The organism is Paenibacillus oleatilyticus, from assembly GCF_018998565.1.
Lineage (GTDB): Bacteria > Bacillota > Bacilli > Paenibacillales > NBRC-103111 > Paenibacillus_G > Paenibacillus_G oleatilyticus.
Genome location: NZ_JAHNZO010000003.1, coordinates 289,204 through 306,503, shown reverse-complemented (window position 1 = coordinate 306,503; position 17,300 = coordinate 289,204). Strand labels below are relative to the sequence as shown.

Sequence of the window (17,300 nt, the reverse complement as noted above, 5' to 3'; positions counted from 1 at the left end):
TCAGCTCTCCCTGCCTGCAAGATGAAAGTCGCCTGACACAGTGGTCGAATCGCCCGCCCCGCTGCCGGACGGGGATGCCTCCTCATCCTTCCGCAGCACGTTCGCCGTCACCAGGTTTGCAAAAAATCCGATCATGCCCATATACAAGCAAGCAAATCCAACGACCGTCACACCCAGCAGAACGGCGAAGCACAGCATCTGGAAGCAAGCACCGATCGTATACATCGGACGGGCGACGAACAGCTTGACGCTGCGGCCCATGGCGCTGAAGATGCCGAGCCGCTCCTGAATGACCAGAGACAGCGTATAGGTTTGCGAGATGAAAAAGAGCGCCACGAAGTAGGTCTGAAACACGGCCAGCGCCAAAGACATCATCCCGCTCCGGCTGCCGTAGTACCACCAGGAGGAAACGAGGATCAGTACGAACAAAGCGCAGACAAGCCCGAAGATGAGCGAAGAACCGTAATGGGCCAACGTTCCTTTGAGCATAGTCCGCACGCTCCCTTTCTCCCCCTGCTGAATACGGTGACACGCGTAGAGCGTGCCCGCCGCCAAAGGCACGTACAGCAGCACCAGCAATAGCAGAGCCAGCGGCACGGGCAGGAAAAGCAGCACCGGAAACAAGACGAGCGAGCTGACGATGCTGAACAAGGCGACATGAATGATTTCGCGGTACGTTTGCAATCCCGAGCGCACCATGATTTCGCTAAGCTTCCGCATCGGACATACCTCCTTTTTCTGGAAAAACCCGGTGAATAGCAGGCGCTGCGCATCCGAAACGCTCTTCCGATCGCTCTTGTTCCCGGATTTCATTATCATACTACCCCTTAAAAGGTTGAAATCCGGAAACAAAGGCGAACACTTCGTTTCTATAGAGCGCTTTCGGCTGCTCCGCTCCTATTCACCGGACTGCTTCTTTTATACCTATACCTCCAGCACGATGCGCTCTTCCGTCGCCGGATCGAAGAAATTCAGCTTGCCTCCGTCGAAGGCGAACAGCTTCGACTGCCCCACCTGCGCTACCGTTTCCGGATGGACGCGGGCCGTGACCATCCGCTGACCAACCCGGAAGTAGACGAGATTCTCCGCGCCCAAATTTTCCACGACCTGTACGACGGCGTTCAACCGGTACGCCGATGCGGCCGGCGGCATGAACTCCTCGCCATATATATGCTCCGGACGCACCCCCAGAATGATGCTTTTGCCTTCATACGCCTTCAGTCCACGGACCGCGGCGTCCGACAAGGTGAAGGAGGCCCCTTCCACATGCACGTGTCCGCGTTCGATCCGCGCGTCCATAAAGTTCATGGCCGGCGACCCAATAAACCCGGCGACGAACATATTGCTCGGCCGGTTGTACAGCTCCGTCGGCGATGCAATCTGCTGAATGCGCCCCTGGTTCATGACGACGATCCGTTCGCCGAGCGTCATCGCTTCGACCTGATCGTGGGTCACGTAGACGATGGTCGCGCCGAGCCGCTTATGCAGCTCCGCCAGTTCCACCCGCATCTGAATGCGCAGCTTCGCGTCGAGGTTCGAGAGCGGCTCGTCGAACAGGAACACCTGCGGATCGCGCACGATGGCGCGCCCGACCGCCACCCGCTGGCGCTGCCCGCCGCTGAGCTCCCGCGGCTTGCGCTCCAGCATGTCCGTCAGCCCCAGAATCGCCGACGCTTCCTTCACCTTGCGCTGGATCTCTTCCTTCGGGCGCTTCAGGTTTTTGAGGCCGAAGGACAAGTTTTCTTCTATGGTCATATGCGGGTACAAGGCATAATCCTGAAACACCATCGCAATGTCGCGGTCCTTCGGATGCATCTGATTGACGAGACGGTCTCCGATGTAAATATCGCCGCTCGTCTGCCGCTCCAGTCCCGCGATCATGCGCAGGGAGGTCGTTTTGCCGCAGCCCGAGGGACCGACGAACACAACGAATTCCCGGTCTTCGATCACAAAATTGGAGCTTTCGACCGCGGTGAAGGTCCCTTTTTTATCGTCCACATACTCTTTGCGTATATTTTGAAACACCACGCGTGCCATCGCTTCGTTCCTCCTTCTAGCCTTTCACGGCTCCTATGGTGATCCCTTGCAGGAAATATTTTTGCAGCGAGAAGAACAGGATGATCATCGGCAGAGCCCCGATCGTCGCGCCCGCCATAATCGCGCCGTAGTCCGTGGACTCGGCAAATTTGAAGCTGGCGAGACCGACCTGAATCGTCCGCATCTCACTTGAGCGCGTCACGAGGAACGGCCAGAAAAAATCGTTCCAGTTCGCCACGAACGTGAAGATCGCCAGAACGGCGAGCCCGGGCTTGGCCATCGGCAGGATGATTTTATAAAAAATGCCGAATTCGCTGCAGGCATCGATGCGTGCGGCATGAATAAGCGATGTCGGTAACGTGGACATATACTGCTTCATGAGAAAAATATTCCCGACGCTGACCAAGGTCGGCACGATCATCGCCGTATACGTATCCGCCAGGTCGAAGACGTTGATCACCAGCACGTACAGCGGGATCAGCGTGACCTGCGCCGGAATCATCATCGTGCCGAGCAGCACCCAGAAGATCGAATTGCTCCCGGGAAATTTGAGCTTCGCGAACGCATAGCCCGCCATGGAAGCGAAGAGCAGGTTCGTGACGGTCAGCACGGAAGAGACGAACAGCGAGTTCAACAGCCATTGGACGGCGTTGTTTTTCGTGAAAAAGCGCTCGTACGGCGCAACGGACCAAATGTCCGGAATCATCTGCGGCTTAAAGACGGCCGAGGCCAGCGAATCCTGAAACGAGCCGATAATCATCCAGTACAAGGGGATGACCGTGATGACCGCCCAGAAAGCAAGAATGATCGCTGCAACGCCGATGAAGATCACTTTCGATTGGTTGCTCAACGCAGTCACCCCTTAATATTCGATGTCCGATGAGAAATATTTGAATTGAATGATCGAGATGAGAATAATGACGATCGCGAGCACGAACGATTGCGCGGAAGCCAAACCGAAATCGTAAAAGACGAACGCCGTCTGGTAAATGAGATAGGCAATCGTCGTCGTGGCGAAGTTCGGGCCGCCCTGCGTCATCAGGTACACACTGATGAACACCTGAAACGAGGTGATGACCCCCGTCACCAGCAAGTACAGCGTCGTCGGCTTAAGAAGCGGCCACGTAATTTTCGTGAACTTCGTCCAGCCGCTCGCATGGTCGATGTCCGCCGCCTCGTATAGCGATTTCGGGATGCCGCCCATCGCCGCAAGGTACAGGATGATGCCGCCCCCGTGCGAGCCGAGATACGTCATCAGCATCAGCGAGAACAAGGCGCTGTTCGATTTGCCGAGCCAGATGACCGGATCGATGCCGAACCAGCCGAGCACCGTGTTCATCGGTCCCCAAGGGGTCGGATCGAAGATCGCCAGCCAGACGAGCGAGATCGTCACGCCCGAGACGACGCCCGGCAAGTATAAGGCCGCTTTAAAAAACGTCTGCCACGACTGGCGCATCTGAAAGATGAGAAAAGCGAGCACGAACGTCAAAATAATGTTGACCGGCACCGTGCCGACGGTGAAAATCACGGTATTTTTCATCGACTTCCAGAACACTTCGTCCTGAAACATAAACTTGTAGTTATCCAGGCCGACCCAGTCCGTTTTCATGACGGTATATTTCTGAAAGCTCATCAGAAACGCCGAGATGACCGGATACAGGGTGAACACCAGAAAGAGCAGCACCGGAACGAGGATAAACAAGTACGACCAGCCGTAATCCCGGATGAACTGCTTGACGGAAGTGTTCGCCTTCCTTTGCCGGATGGCTGGGCCCGGCACACCCGGCCCGTTGTGTAAATGGTTCATGGCGATCCTCCTTCATCATGCCTATGCCGGCGAGTCCGAAAAAAAAGGCCCCATATGACTCCATACAGGGCACCTTTTCGCGCGGCTTGTTACTGCATTATTGGCCGAACATTTGCTTGCCTTTGGTTTTGAATTCTTCGGCGATTTGCTCCGGCGTTTTCTCCCCGGCGAACAGCGCCTGGATGGCCGGCTTCTGCACTTGCTCCTGGAACTGCTTCAGCTTCGTCGACTTATCGACGTCCAGATTGCTCTCGACCGATCTCGTGGTGCTCTTCATGAAATTTTGTGCGGCCTCCCAGTTGTACTTCTGGGCTTTGCCTTTGCCTTCATACATTGTTGCCTGGGACTTGCGGACGAACGGCAGGTTCAGCTCGTTGGAGGAGTTCCCCGCTTTCGCGCCGCTCAGCGCTTCCATCACGAGGAAAGCGTTCTTCGCGTGCTGCGCGCCCTTGTCGTTCTTCTGCTTGAACATGACGTAGCCTTCGCCCATCACGTACGTCTTGCCCGGCGCATTCTCATGGTGCGGAACCGGCAGCAGGACGAAGTCGATTTTCTCGCCCTTCACTTTGTCCGCGTCGATATCTTTGTTGCGGTTGGCGATAATCGTATCGTAATAAGGCAGCGCTTTGCTGATGACGGCGGCTTTGCTGTCGTAGAACATTTGCGTTCTCTGCTGCGGGTTGAGTCCGCCCGTTTCCTTCGGCATTATGCCGTCTTTCATCAAGCTGTCGATGAATTTGAGGGAGTCGAGAATTTTGTTATCGTTCCAAATGAACTTGCCCTTCTCGTCCAATACGTCGACCAGACCGGCGTTTTGCGCGATCAACTGGCTGAAATCGAGGCTGGTGCCGTCCGTCACGAGACCATACTGCATTGAGCCGTCAGGCAGCTTCTTGGTCATCTTCTTGGCGATGTCGCTGAATTCGGACCAGGTCCAGCCCTTCTCCTGAATCTTCTTCCAGTCGACACCCGCTTCTTCCAAAATGCGCTTGTTGCCACCCCAATTCCATTGTCCTGCGGTCAGCGGCAGCCCGTATTGCTTGCCTTGAATTTGGCCCAGATCAAGCATACCCGGCAAGTAATCGTCCTTGATTTCCGGGGTCAGGAACTGGTCGAGCTGGATGGCAAGCCCCGTGTTGACATAGTGCCCCGACACCGCATGGTAATACAAATCCGGCGGGTCGCCCGCGTTCAGAGCAATGTCGAATTTCTTCGGACCTTCGGCCCAGGACAGCACTTCGTACTCTACTTTAATATGCGGGTACTGCTTGTTGAAATCGGCGATCAGTTCCTTGATGTCCTTCTCGTAATCCCCATGAACCGGGTAGGCCCATACCCTGACGGTATCGGGCTTCTTGTCGTCTTTCGCAGCTTCTCCGGCCGGGGCGTTGGCTCCCCCTTCTTTTTTGGAGCAGGCGGAAACAAATACGAGACTTAAAGCTACCGTCATGGCAAGCAGTTTGCTGACCTTCATACATCCATCCCCCTAGTTAGCTTTTATGATTAAGTTTGGACATGCCGTTCGCAAGTTCCCGGATCGCCTGACGGCTCCGGTCGAGGTACATGACGGACTGCTCGTAGTTGTTGCTGGCGACCCCGAGGTATAAAATATCGATCACGTTAAGCTGGGTAATCCTGGACGACATCGCCCCGCTTCGGATCTCGTTCTCCGTCGAGGAGATGCAGAGCGGAATGTCCGTGTACTGGGCGAGCGTCGTGCTGCCGTACTTCGTGATGCCGATGGTTACGGCGCCGTTCTGTTGGGCGGCTTTTAGCGCGGCGATGACTTCCTTTGTTTCACCAGAGTACGAGATACCGACGGCGACGTCCTCTTCGGTCAAGGTAACTGCCGACGCAAGCTGCACATGTGGATCGGCAAAGCAGAAGCACGTCCGGTTGATGCGCAAAAACTTCTGCTGCGCGTCCTGGCCGATCAGATTGGAGGCGCCGATGCCGAAGAAATAAATCCGCTTCGCCTGTTGAAGCGCCTCCACCGCCTTGGACACCTGCTCCAAATCGAGAATTTTCACCGTGTCGTGGATCGCTTGAATATTATTGTTGGAAACGTGCTGCACGATCGTCGCAATCGAATCCTGCGGCCGGATTTCCTGGTAACCTTGCACGCCCCCCGATTCCCGGAGGTCTCCCGCCACCTTCAGCTTCAAATCCTGGTAGCCCTTCACGCCCATCGATTTGCATAACCGGATGATGGCGGCCTGACTGGCTCCGCTCGCTTCGGCCAACTGGGCGACGGACAGCTCGATCATCCGCTCGGGATGCGCGAGCACGTACTCCGCGACCTTTTTCTCCGAAGGGTTCAACCCTTCTAAAATCTCTCTTAACCGAACCAAACCTCCATGCATTGCGCTCACCCCCTTTTCATATGTAAGTTATTATTACATACAAAGTAATTAATTAAAACATATTCATGTTATTGATACCGTTTCCAACGATCAAACTCATTATAGCGTATTTGAAATTTTAAATCAATATTATTTTTATAACGTGAAATTTTGTTTTACAAACCAAGCCTCGTTGTCTTATACTCGAATTATGCAAAGAGGGTGATAAAGATGGACTATATCGTTGGAATCGACGGCGGCGGTACCAAGACGGAAGCGCTCGTCATCGACACTTCGGGCAACCGGCTCTTCGGCTGTACGGGCGAATCGACGAATTCGAAGGCGATCGGCTTCGAGCAGGCCTCCCGTCATCTGGAAGCCGTGCTGGACGAAGTGCTTCAGCATGAAGCCTGTGCCAGCGGACGCTGTCTGGCCGTCTGCATCGGCATGGCCGGGACCGATACGCCGGAGGAAAAGCAAGCCGTCGAAGCCGTTCTCCGGGCTTATCAGACCCGAGTCGGCGCTTCATTCGAGGTGTTCGTGCGCAACGATGCGGAAATCGTCCTGATGGCTTCGCTGCGCCGCGAGTACGGCATCGCCGTCGTCTCCGGCACTGGCTCGATCGTCTTCGGCTGCACGCCGGAAGGCCGGCGCTACCGAGTCGGCGGTTGGGGGCATCTGCTCGGCGATGAAGGAAGCGGTTACCAAATCGGTCTTCACGCGCTGCAAGCCGTGATGCGCAGTCATGACGGCATCAGCCCGGCAACAGCCTTAACGGATATGATCCGGCACACGTATGGCTTTGACTCGATTACCGAACTGAAAACGTACATCTACGGACCGGACATTCGCAAAAAAGACGTCGCCGCCTTTGCCGAGCTGTGCATCAACGCAAGCAAGCAAGGGGATGCCGTTGCTGTGCGCATTATCGAAGGCGCAGCTGCGGAGCTTGCCGTCGCCGTGGCAGCCTTGGTCCGCAAGGACGCCTGGTTCCCGGGTTCGGACCTTGTGACGACGGGCTCGGTGTTCAAGCATTCTCCTTTGTTCGCCGATACGTTCCGGCAGACGATCTCCGAAACGTTTCCCGGGCTGCGTCTGCACCCGGCATCCGAGCAGCCCGCCGCTTACGGCGCCGCCTTGCTCGGCTTCGAGCTCTTTCAAAGAACGCGATAAAAGGAGCAATCCCTATGTATAACCTGCTGAACGAATTAACTACCGAACAGCGCAATCCAAATACGACGCAGATCGACCGGCTCAGTTCCGAGGAAATCGTCCGGCTCATCCACGCGGAGGACCGTCTGGTCACCGAGGCGGTCGGCCGCATCCTGCCGCAAGTCGCGCATGCCGTCGACCGGATCGTCGCCGCTTTTCAGCGGCAGGGCCGGCTGTTCTACATCGGCGCCGGCACCAGCGGACGGCTCGGCATTCTCGATGCGTCCGAATGTCCTCCGACCTACGGAACGGACCCGTCCATGGTGCAGGGCATCATTGCAGGAGGCTTTCAAGCGGTGAAAGACCCGGTCGAGGGCGCGGAAGACAGCGAGGAGCTTGGCGCCAAGGATATCGACGAGCATGGCGTGACGGATCGCGACGTGGTCGTCGGCATCGCCGCCAGCGGCCGCACCCCGTATGTGCTTGGCGCCATGAAGCGCGCGAAGGAAAAGCAAGCGACCGTGATCGGTCTATGCAATAACCAGCACACCCCGATGGCCGGCATCGCCGATCTGATGCTGGAAGCCGTCGCAGGCCCGGAGGTCGTGCTCGGCTCGACCCGGATGAAATCGGGCACCGCACAGAAGCTGATCCTGAACATGCTGACGACCGCCTCCATGATCCGTATCGGCAAAGTGTACGAAAATCTCATGGTCGACGTTCTGCCTTCCAACGAGAAGCTCGTCTACCGTGCCAAACGGATTATCGGCATGGCGACCGGCGCGCCGGAGGATGTGATCAGCGAAGCGTATAACGAGTCCGGAAGACATGTCAAAACCGCGATCATCATGATTTTGGCGAAGACGGACCGGGACGGCGCGCGCGAGCTGCTGGAGCGCTCGGGCGGTTTTGTCCGCCAGGCGGTGGCGCTGGCAAACGGCAATTAACACGGGATCGAGAAACAAGGAGGAGAATTTACGGTGGCAGACATACGGCTCGTCCGGCAGGATGAGATGGCCGAAGCGGTTAAGCTTTCGGACTCGATTTTTCGCGATGCGCAGCAAATTTCGATGCAACCTGCGTTTCCCGACGTGTTTTCAACGGCCTTGGGCCAGTCTTACGGAGCGTTCGAGGACGGCAAGCTGGTCTCGTTCATGGGACTCGTGCCGGTCACGATCCGCATCGGCAAGGCAGCGCTCGGCACGTATCAGCTCGGCTCCGTCGGCACCGATCCGGCGGCCCGGGGCAAAGGCTACGCCAGCCTGATTTTACAGCGTATTTTTGAACATATCGACAAGGCGGGAGCGTCCCTGCTGCTCATTTCGGGCGGCCGTTCCTTGTATACCCGGGTCCATTGTCTGCCGTTCGGCGTTGTCCGGAGGTATACGGTGGATGCGGCTGCCGCGCAGGCACTGCAAAGCCGGCACGCTTCCGAAGGCGTGCGGGTGCGCGATCTGGAGCCGACCGATTGGCTGTATCTGCGGGAGCTGGCGGGCGCAAGATTGGCCCGCTTCGAGCACAGCGTCACCGACCTGGCGAATCTGGTTCATAACGAGGCGCTCGTCAGCTGCATTAAGATGAAGCATCGAGTGCTCGTCGCCGAGCGGAACGGCAAACCTGCGGCGTTTCTTGTGGCCGCCGTGCCGAACCCGCCGCTCGTCCCGAAGCGGGTTCCGTTCCTGATCGAAGCCGCCGGGGACGGCCCGGCCGTGGCGCTGCTGGCCGCGCATGCACTCAAGCGGCTGGAGCTGGAGCAGATCCAGCTTCCGGTTTCCGTGCACGAAAGCGATTGGCTGGAGGCGCTCGAACCGGTGCCGTATCAAGAGGAGCCGAATCAAGGCACGGTCTACGTAGTACGGCCCGAGCGCTTGATCGAGCAGCTCCGGCCGTACTGGGCGGAAGCGGCTCCGGGCCGCCATGAAGCGCTTCGCGTGCAATCCGCGGGCGACGGCCGGGTCAAGCTCGAATACGACGGCTTGTCGGCCGAACTGGACCCGCAGGCGTTCATCTCGCTCGTCTTCGGCGGAGACGAAGGCATGGCGGAGCACGCCGCGCTTCGCATCGGGCTGAAAGAGCTGTTCCCGGTGCCGTTTCCTTTTACGGCCGGATTGAATTATGTGTGAGCGGGCTTCCTTCTTAAATTCCCAGCCGGATCAGATCCAAAAAAAGATCGTTCTCCTCTGTTTGCCCAGTGGAGAGCGGTCTTTTTTTCGTTTAAACAATTACGCTTATTTCCGTATAAAATGCATACTTTAAAATCAAATGAATTATATATGTGTGGAGGTGATGGAGCTATGATTTACACGGTTAAGCCGGGGGATTCGCTTCAATATATCTGCCATGGCTTCCAAGTCAAACCAGAGCGGCTGATGGCCGTTAACGGAATGTCCGTTCCCGTAATTTCCCCGGGTCAGTCGTTGATCATCCCTGCCACTCCCGCGAGCGAACGACATTATTCGGAGAAAGGCGAGGCAGCACCATGGAGGGAAGCGGAGGAAAACGATTGGCGGAGCGAAGAAGTGCCTCGTCCCCAAGATACGCAACCCATACCCGGTACGTGGCCTGATTTCCCGGAAGTTAAAAAAGGCCATCAAATTTCCGTCTTCAAAGCGAGAGATATCAGGAAAGACATTCCCATATACAACGCAAGAGCCGCTTATTTCTTTATGAGCAAAATGGCCGTAGAAGCAACGGGATGCTTTTCGATTTGCGACCATTCCGTCAGCCCATGCGGAAACTGTTTCAGGAGTGAAACCGTCCCCTTCTATGTCATCCCTCATAATACAAATTGGGTAAGTCTAGGGGATTATGGAGTGGTTATCAATACGAGAACAAAAGAAGCGGCATACGCAATCTGTGCAGATTGGGGCCCTAAACAAGATACCGTCGTGCTTGCGGGGAACACGTCGTTCTCAGGTAAAATAGGCGAAGGCTCGGTTGATCTCGGTAAGCGTCTCAACATTAAGGATATCACGCCAAACCCGTTAAGAGCCTTTGAGCCTTTCGGAATTCTGTATATTATATTTCCCAATTCAGCTAACGGCGTTAGAACGATTAAGAGTGTGCCGGAAATAAACCGGGATGCACATCGTTTTTTTAGAAAATGGGGAGGGTGGCCTCAGGCTAAGTTCGTGCTCGATGAGCACTATAATATTACGATCTAATGTCTGTTCGCCCAAGGAGGGAGGATCATGTGGTATATTGTACAACCGGGAGACTGCTTATCCCGGATTTCTCAGCAATTTGGTGTTCCAATACAGACACTGGTTTGGGCAAATTCGATATCCAATGGCGTTCTATATATAGGTCAAAGGCTCTTCATCCCGTCGCCTTCCAGATTTAGCTTGACCTACTATGTGAAGGTAGGGGATACATTGGAATCGATTGCCAGACAATTCAACACCACCAAACATGCGATAATGCAGCTCAATAAGTTGGACAGCGACTTCATTGTTCCGGGACAAAAACTGCAGATTGAGACTCGCTTCGTTTTTTCTGGCCAGACCGGCTCGCCGCATCACAGCCTTACGGACGAGACGGCAGTCTTTCCGGAGCCGGAATTACAGAGCGGCACGCCCGTGAGACCTGCTCAAACCTATAAGGTGGATATCGGAGACACCTTGGACTCCATAGCCAAACAATTCAACACCACCAAACAAGCTGTTATGGAAATGAATAAACTGGCCAGCGAAGAGATCAAAGCTGGACAGACTTTAATCATACCGACCGGAACCCCGAGTTCCAGACAGCCCCCTGCTCCATTGAGCCATCATCCGTCCCCTCCTGTTCTTGCTCCCTATAAAATAGAGTATATGACTTTTCATGACAACGGCTTGAAGGCCGATATTAAAACATGGAAAGCAGCCGGAAAAAAAGGAACCGCCTTTTTCTTTGTGAGTAAAATGTCCGTAACTGCCGCCGGCGCCGCCAAAGCCTTCCATCGGAATAGCGAATTGGCATTTGATTTTCTGAATAGAGCCGGAACCGAGGGATACTGGTGGGGACTTGTCACCGATTCTTCCGGAAATCCTCTCGTTCAAGGAAGCAATGATCCCGCGCCCGGCTACTATATTTCCAAGACCGTTTTATCGGATTGCTCGAAGCCTGTTTCCGACCCGACGAGGTATCTGGATGCCACCGTGATCCCCTATATTGCACTGCCGGCCCGCCATATGATGGGCGCTAAAATCGGGGACTTTTGTATGGTGATGAATACGATGAATAACACAATCGGCTATGCCATCGTGGGGGACGCGGGACCGGACGATTCTCTCGGTATCGGTTCGATCGCTCTCGCCGCAATGCTCGGAATTCCTTCCAGCCCCAAATCAGGAGGGATCGAGGACGGAATTTTATATATCGTATTTGCGCAGAGCGGCGAAAATATATGCTCGCCGAAAACTCCACGACAAATCGCGGAACAGGCCCAGCAGTTATTTGCACAATGGGGCGGAATGAACCAGGTTTATGCATTGTTTAAAAAATTCCCTCTTAGCTTTAAGACCACCCGTTAGTATTCTTCAAAATAGAACAATTGCTTTATCAAGAAACGAGAGCGGATATCTTCATAGCAGGGAGCTTCGAAAGCGGGCTTCGGCCCGCTTTTTTTGCGTTGACAAAAGTCCGCTGCAGAATTATATTACTTTATAGTAACATTACTAATAAGTAATATAATTCACGAAAGGGCGGTTGCGACTTGTCCACGCTCGTTGTCGTCATTCAAACGATACTGGCCGCAATGTTCTCGATTTCTTCCTTTATGAAGCTCAAGCGGACGCCGTCGATGGTTCGGCACTGGAACGAATACCGATACCCGATGTGGTTCCTGACCCTTACGGGGTTGGGAGAGCTTGCGGGCGTCGCTGCGCTTCTTGCGGGGTTCCGGCTTCCCGCGCTGCTGCCGTACGTCGGCTTGTTCTTCGTCGCCTTGATGCTGGGGGCGATTCATGCGCATTTGTTCCGGGCAAAGCACCGGCCGGTGATGGCCGTCAATGCCGCTTTGATGCTTGCGCTGTCCGTTGTCATGATCGCTGCTACATATTGAACCCCTAAAAAACAAAAATAGACCGCCATCCCACCGGACGGATCGGTCTATTTTTCGTTCAATCTTTTTTGGGCCTTACTTCGATCACTTGCTTAGGTTCATTCCACTTCACTTCATAATGAAGCGCCTCGCTGACGAAGCGCAAAGGCACCATCGTCTTCTCATTCCGCAGGGTGGCCGGCACTTCCAGCCGGACATCCTCGCCGTTCGCTCTGGCCAGCGGATTGTTCAATTGCAGCCACAGCACGTAGCCATCGCGCTCCGCCGCGACGGTCTCCTCCCGGGGACTCCATTCGTATTTCGCCCCCATCGCCTGCAGCAGGTCGGCCAGCGGAAACAAGGACGTTCCGTCAACAACCGCGGGCGGCTCCGTAAATGGGACAATCGTCCGGTTCATCGCCAGACGAACCGTTTGGCCTCCGGAGGACGGGCTCAATTGTACCGTATGCTTCCCTTTGGGAAGCTTCACGACATACTGCCCGTCTTTGTAAAATACGGGAGCCGTCACGGCTTGCCCATCGACGATCACGGCTCCCGGCCATTCGCTGACGCGTATGTACGCCGGGCCGCTCGCCTCATACGAGAAGGCGACGCCCTGCTCCGTGACCGAGCCGTCGACGATCTCTGCGTTCAAATCCGTGATGCTTAAGCTTGCAGCCTGCCGCTGCGTATCGTCCGCCGCCTCGATCCGGTGCCTTCCTCCGGGCACCCAAATGCCGCTTCGGTCCACGAAAGGCCACGGCTTGCCGTCCAGCGAAAAACGCTTGCCCTGCGTGTTCATCGCATAGCGGACGGTTCGATCGTTAGCGGTTTCCCATGCTTGCTCCCCCCGCTTCACGATCGAAGTGGTGCCTGCCAGCGCTTGCGAGGCAAGGCTCCAATCCTGAGGGTTCACGGTATTGACCGCATAGACCGTGACCGTATCCGCTTGCTTGGCCGCCTCGGAAACCAACATCAGAAACTCCAGGCCCGTCTGCTTTTTCGTCGGGAGCCCGGCGCTGCGTTCTACGATGTTGATGTCGATGGCCAGCTTTTCGCCCTCGCGCTGCTGTGCCCGGTAGGCTTTCCCCAACTTCTCGTAGCGGTCCGGGCCAAGCCCCCACATCGTGTACGGGTCCTCAATTTGCAGCGTAAAGTCTTGTTCGTTCTGAAGCCGAATGAACTGCTGCGAATCGACGCCGATATTTTGCCGCATATGGCTCTCATGCAAGCTGTCGATCTGCGTCATCCACAAGTCCAAAGAAAGCTCGCCGGACAACGATTTCAGGTATTGCATCAGCTCCCGGTTCAGATCGAGCACCGTTTGCGCCCGGAAATCGGTCAACTGCTTCAGGGTTTCCGCATTCGTCTTGAAGTAACGGCTGCCGCCGGCATCGAACGCCTCAAGCGGATCGTAGCCGTGCTTCACCTGAAAGCTTTGGCGAAAAGCCCCGCTCATCGGAGTAAACTTCGACGGGTCTTCCGGACCCGACGCCGGCGATTCGAAATAAAGCTCCGCCAGATTCGCTCCGTCCCATGCGAACGCCGCCAATCGCTTCCGCAGCTCGGCCTTGACCGCTTCCATGCAAGCCGGATCTTCCAGCGCCATCAAATACCGCCAGTCGAGATGCGCGTCTTCCCCCTGCGCCGTCTTCTGCCTCCACTCGGGATGCGCCTCCCAGAACGCTTGGCTGACCATCGGCAGCTCGATCCAGGCATATACGGATATCCCGTTGCTGTGGGCCGCTTCAATGAACGGCTTATAAAAGGAAGTGATCTGCTCCAATTCGTACCATGTGCTTAAATGCACTTCGCTCACGCCGTAGCTCTTGAGCCGATCCGCGAGCTCATAGGGGTCTTCCTGATAATGATAGCCCCAGTCCATAAAGACGGACAGCCGGGGACGCTCCGCCTGCGGCTTCCATTCAAACCATTGCGCCAGGTATTCATGCAGATAAGGGAGCCGTTCGTACCCGTAGCTGCCGCCTTCACCTAAAGCGACGGCGCTGTACAGAAATTTCCCCTCGCCCCGCTTCCCTCCGGCAACAACAGCGGTCCCGGAAGACGCATCCTTGGCGAAAACCGACAGCTCGCGGGAAGCGAAACCCGCTATCTGTTGCGGGTTGTCCCAGCGAATGTCGGCTTCCGGATGACCGGGGTCGGAAAGCCCCAACACCGTGGCCTGCGTTCCGTCAAACGCCAAGCCCAGCTTTTCGCTCAGGAGAGTGCGCTGCTCGGTATAAAGCGGCATCCCTTTGGACACCTCCGCTGCGATTCGCTCCGCCGCGCTTCCATCTAATGCGCTTGCCGCGCGTCCCGGCAGGACGAGCAGCTTCACCTTCGCCCAGTCCAGCCGTTCAAGGGAGCCGGGGTCCGTCAACGTGACGGACCGGCCCAAGGCCCGAAGCATCCGGACGTACGGTTCGTTCTCTTTCGCCTCGGGAGCCGAAACCAGGACGATGTTCTCTCTTGGCGACGTTGAGGCGTCCTGCGCGTAAACCCTGCTCCAGGCATAAGGCTGCCAGGCAGCCAACATAACAAAAATCAAAAGCATCGAAAGTACCGTTTTCCTGCTCAACGTTTCCACCCCGCCGATTAGTATGCCTTGCTACTTCATCCGGGGAAGCCGTCCATTGTCGCTCTTGCTGTTCTACTGCTTTCCGGCGTCCCGCTTCTCCTTGCGCCGCACCCGAATAAACACGATCAGCAGCCCGACCAGCAGCACCGGAATCAGCACCATAAGCCATACCGGAATACCGGGCGCTTTCCCTGCGGGATTCAACGCATTGTCATCTTGAGCCGTCCTGGAATCCGAGGGGGCCGCAACGGTGAACACAGCTTTCGCCTTGTTCATAATGACGACTTGGCCCGGCTTCTTCGTGCTCTTCAAATATTGCAGCAGATTCGGATGAACGAAAGAGCCCTGCTCCCCTGCCCCGGCGTTCACCTTCTGGAAGACGGCCATCACCCGGTTTTCGTTCCAGACCGACGGCTGGATCCAAGCCGCATAATCGGTCGTTTCGTTAATTGCGGCGTACTTCCCAAGCTGCAGCCGGTCGTTTTCCGTCGGGAGCAGCAGTTTGTCGCGCAGCTTCTGCAGTGACGGGAATTGGCCGAGGTCTCCCGGCACGATCACATGATAATCATTCAGTTGCTTGAGCGCCTGATCGTCAAGCGGTTCGCGGAATACCGCGATCCGACGGTTCGTATCCGAAGCGGACGTCAAATCCCCGGCAAGCCGGGAAAGCTGCGACAGGAACGTCCCGTTCACCTGCTGCGGCACGAGAATGGCCGTACGATCGGTTCCCTGGTCGCTGACAAAAGGCCCAGGCCAGTGCTGGAACGAACTGTCCTTCGCCATTTCGTGAGGCACGTTGAACGTGCTTGCCTTGTCAACGAAAATCCACCGGCCGTTGTTGCTGTCCCCGGTACAAGGTCCCTCGGTCAGGCCGATATTGGCCGTAAATACAATATCGAGCGCTCCGCTGCTGTCTTTATCCTGCAAAGCGGAGGTTAAAGGAATGTTCACTGTATAGGTATCGCCCTGCGTTTTCGTTTTGGCCGGTTCCTGAAGGGATACCGTCTTGGGGATGCCGTTCACCGTTACCGTCAGTCCGTATTTTCCGTAACGGCCGGCCCCGGTCTCCTTCGTTTTTTTCTCGGTCTTGCGCTCCGTCTGCTCTCCGATCTCGGCCATCAGCAGCGGAGATACCTTCAGCTTCAGCTCCAGCGAGCTCTCGCCGGTCAGCTTCCAGTAGGACGGCACGACGACGCTAAGCTTGCCGGATTCCGGCTTCGTCTCGTTCAGCAGCAGGTGCTCGGAGCCGAACGAAGCGAGCGTCAGCTTTTTCGGCTCGTCGCCTTCATCTGTGACCGCAGGCGTCTGTCTAATCACCAAATGGCTTCCGGTCAACTGCTCCGCCAGCTTCGGATTCGTTAAGATCCGCAGCTTCTCCGCGATCGCCTCATCCTTGGCCGCGGACAGCAGCAGCAGTTGCTTCGAGCCGTTCTTTCCGGCCTCCTCCAGCGACATGGAGTCGAGCGCCAGCTCTTCGTTCTCGGCGCGAACGCCGTTGTCCTCGACGATTTTTTTCACCGGGCCGGTCCAGGCTCCGACGCTCCCCATGGCAATGACATGGGCCGGTTTGCCGTCCGCTTTCGCCCATTCCGACTCCGTCATCATCGGAACCGGCTTTTTCGCCGCCGTTAGCGACGATAACCGGGCCGCCAGCTCCAAAGCGGAGGAAAGCAGCTCGGACGACGGGGCATCCGGCACGACGATCACTCCGTATACCTCGTCCGTCGTCCCCGGCTCGATGAAGGGGTACGGGAACTCCTTCAGCGGGTCCGCTGTCGTGTACGTCTCCTTCGAATCGATATAGACGAAAGACGAACGCGCGATTTGAAGCCAGTTGGCCGGGTTGTCCGGGTCCTCGCAGAAATCGTCCGAGACGACGCCATGCTTGGCGAACGTCAGCTTGTGAAAGCCGGGCTTCGCTTCGTCCGCCCCGAGCGCAATCGTCACTTTGCGCTGCTTCGCCTCCTCTTTGGTCAAAAACACGCTCTTCAGCGGCTTATTGTCCACCAGGACGGTCAAGGTAGATTGGGAAGGCAGCAGCAGGTCGGAGTAGCTCAGATCAAGCTCCAAATAATGATTGCTCCCAAGCTCGGCTTTCGGCACATTATAATACACATCGTAAGACCGGTCTACGCCGGCCAGCATGATCGGATCGTTCGCGAAGCGGTGCACGTAGCCCGGCGACAACGCCGATACGTTCGAATCGGTCGCGACCGCCGCTCCCTCTTTCCAAGGGGTCGCTTTCACCTGCCGCCCGCCGTCCGCTCCCTCCGCCTTGACGAGAGACGAGTAAGATCCCGACGCCACAAGGACGGCGCCCAGCAATAAGATGGCCTTCCTCAGGCCGAAACCGTTGTTCAT

At 56.2% G+C, this 17,300-nt stretch carries 14 protein-coding genes; 6 read left to right on the top strand and 8 right to left on the bottom strand.

Going from position 1 to position 17,300, the window contains the following annotated elements; all coding sequences use genetic code 11:
• The 6 genes from KQX66_RS06175 to KQX66_RS06150 form a co-directional block, all read right to left on the bottom strand.
• Complete coding sequence (locus KQX66_RS06175) at nt 1–720, bottom strand: DUF2189 domain-containing protein (RefSeq protein ID WP_216790987.1); 720 nt, start codon at nt 718–720, stop codon at nt 1–3.
• Nucleotides 721–924: 204 nt separating this feature from the next.
• Complete coding sequence (locus KQX66_RS06170) at nt 925–2,037, bottom strand: ABC transporter ATP-binding protein (protein ID WP_216790984.1); 1,113 nt, start codon at nt 2,035–2,037, stop codon at nt 925–927.
• 16 nt (nt 2,038–2,053) lie between these two features.
• Nucleotides 2,054–2,887, bottom strand: a complete 834-nt coding sequence (locus KQX66_RS06165) for a carbohydrate ABC transporter permease (protein WP_216790982.1) — start codon at nt 2,885–2,887, stop codon at nt 2,054–2,056.
• A gap of 12 nt (nt 2,888–2,899) precedes the next feature.
• Nucleotides 2,900–3,844: a carbohydrate ABC transporter permease gene (locus tag KQX66_RS06160; RefSeq protein ID WP_253956958.1), complete on the bottom strand. Its 945-nt coding sequence runs from the start codon at nt 3,842–3,844 to the stop codon at nt 2,900–2,902.
• A gap of 97 nt (nt 3,845–3,941) precedes the next feature.
• Nucleotides 3,942–5,318, bottom strand: a complete 1,377-nt coding sequence (locus tag KQX66_RS06155; RefSeq protein ID WP_216790980.1) for an ABC transporter substrate-binding protein — start codon at nt 5,316–5,318, stop codon at nt 3,942–3,944.
• A 16-nt stretch (nt 5,319–5,334) separates the two neighbouring features.
• Nucleotides 5,335–6,207 carry a MurR/RpiR family transcriptional regulator gene (locus tag KQX66_RS06150; protein ID WP_216790978.1) on the bottom strand — a complete coding sequence of 291 codons (873 nt, stop codon included), beginning with the start codon at nt 6,205–6,207 and terminating at the stop codon, nt 5,335–5,337.
• A gap of 210 nt (nt 6,208–6,417) precedes the next feature.
• Here KQX66_RS06150 and KQX66_RS06145 point away from each other — a divergent pair, with 210 nt between their 5' ends.
• From KQX66_RS06145 to KQX66_RS06120, 6 genes are all read left to right on the top strand, one after another.
• Nucleotides 6,418–7,359, top strand: a complete 942-nt coding sequence (locus KQX66_RS06145; RefSeq protein WP_216790976.1) for a BadF/BadG/BcrA/BcrD ATPase family protein — start codon at nt 6,418–6,420, stop codon at nt 7,357–7,359.
• Nucleotides 7,360–7,373: 14 nt separating this feature from the next.
• Nucleotides 7,374–8,285 (top strand): N-acetylmuramic acid 6-phosphate etherase, encoded by a 912-nt coding sequence (murQ, locus tag KQX66_RS06140; RefSeq protein ID WP_216790973.1) that lies wholly within the window; start codon nt 7,374–7,376, stop codon nt 8,283–8,285.
• A 33-nt stretch (nt 8,286–8,318) separates the two neighbouring features.
• Nucleotides 8,319–9,461: a GNAT family N-acetyltransferase gene (locus KQX66_RS06135; RefSeq protein ID WP_216790971.1), complete on the top strand. Its 1,143-nt coding sequence runs from the start codon at nt 8,319–8,321 to the stop codon at nt 9,459–9,461.
• A 171-nt stretch (nt 9,462–9,632) separates the two neighbouring features.
• On the top strand, nt 9,633–10,502 hold the full coding sequence (locus KQX66_RS06130) for a LysM peptidoglycan-binding domain-containing protein (protein WP_216790969.1): 870 nt from the start codon (nt 9,633–9,635) through the stop codon (nt 10,500–10,502).
• Nucleotides 10,503–10,529: 27 nt separating this feature from the next.
• A complete protein-coding gene (locus KQX66_RS06125) occupies nt 10,530–11,852 on the top strand; it encodes a LysM peptidoglycan-binding domain-containing protein (RefSeq protein ID WP_216790966.1) in 1,323 nt (440 codons plus the stop codon).
• A 182-nt stretch (nt 11,853–12,034) separates the two neighbouring features.
• A complete protein-coding gene (locus KQX66_RS06120) occupies nt 12,035–12,382 on the top strand; it encodes a DoxX family protein (protein WP_216790964.1) in 348 nt (115 codons plus the stop codon).
• A gap of 58 nt (nt 12,383–12,440) precedes the next feature.
• Here the strand turns inward: KQX66_RS06120 and KQX66_RS06115 are convergent, their stop codons facing one another.
• Together KQX66_RS06115 and KQX66_RS06110 are read right to left on the bottom strand one after the other, a co-directional pair.
• A complete protein-coding gene (locus KQX66_RS06115) occupies nt 12,441–14,939 on the bottom strand; it encodes a stalk domain-containing protein (RefSeq protein ID WP_216790962.1) in 2,499 nt (832 codons plus the stop codon).
• 72 nt (nt 14,940–15,011) lie between these two features.
• Nucleotides 15,012–17,300 carry a cellulose biosynthesis cyclic di-GMP-binding regulatory protein BcsB gene (locus KQX66_RS06110; protein ID WP_216790960.1) on the bottom strand — a complete coding sequence of 763 codons (2,289 nt, stop codon included), beginning with the start codon at nt 17,298–17,300 and terminating at the stop codon, nt 15,012–15,014.

What these genes read in the sequence shown, in the direction of transcription:
- murQ (WP_216790973.1), top strand. Translation starts at nt 7,374, where the DNA reads ATGTATAACCTGCTGAACGAATTAACTACCGAACAGCGCAATCCAAAT.
- KQX66_RS06155 (WP_216790980.1), bottom strand. Translation starts at nt 5,318, where the DNA reads ATGAAGGTCAGCAAACTGCTTGCCATGACGGTAGCTTTAAGTCTCGTA.
- KQX66_RS06125 (WP_216790966.1), top strand. Translation starts at nt 10,530, where the DNA reads ATGTGGTATATTGTACAACCGGGAGACTGCTTATCCCGGATTTCTCAG.
- KQX66_RS06130 (WP_216790969.1), top strand. Translation starts at nt 9,633, where the DNA reads ATGATTTACACGGTTAAGCCGGGGGATTCGCTTCAATATATCTGCCAT.
- KQX66_RS06110 (WP_216790960.1), bottom strand. Translation starts at nt 17,300, where the DNA reads ATGAACAACGGTTTCGGCCTGAGGAAGGCCATCTTATTGCTGGGCGCC.
- KQX66_RS06170 (WP_216790984.1), bottom strand. Translation starts at nt 2,037, where the DNA reads ATGGCACGCGTGGTGTTTCAAAATATACGCAAAGAGTATGTGGACGAT.
- KQX66_RS06175 (WP_216790987.1), bottom strand. Translation starts at nt 720, where the DNA reads ATGCGGAAGCTTAGCGAAATCATGGTGCGCTCGGGATTGCAAACGTAC.
- KQX66_RS06160 (WP_253956958.1), bottom strand. Translation starts at nt 3,844, where the DNA reads ATGAACCATTTACACAACGGGCCGGGTGTGCCGGGCCCAGCCATCCGG.
- KQX66_RS06145 (WP_216790976.1), top strand. Translation starts at nt 6,418, where the DNA reads ATGGACTATATCGTTGGAATCGACGGCGGCGGTACCAAGACGGAAGCG.
- KQX66_RS06150 (WP_216790978.1), bottom strand. Translation starts at nt 6,207, where the DNA reads ATGCATGGAGGTTTGGTTCGGTTAAGAGAGATTTTAGAAGGGTTGAAC.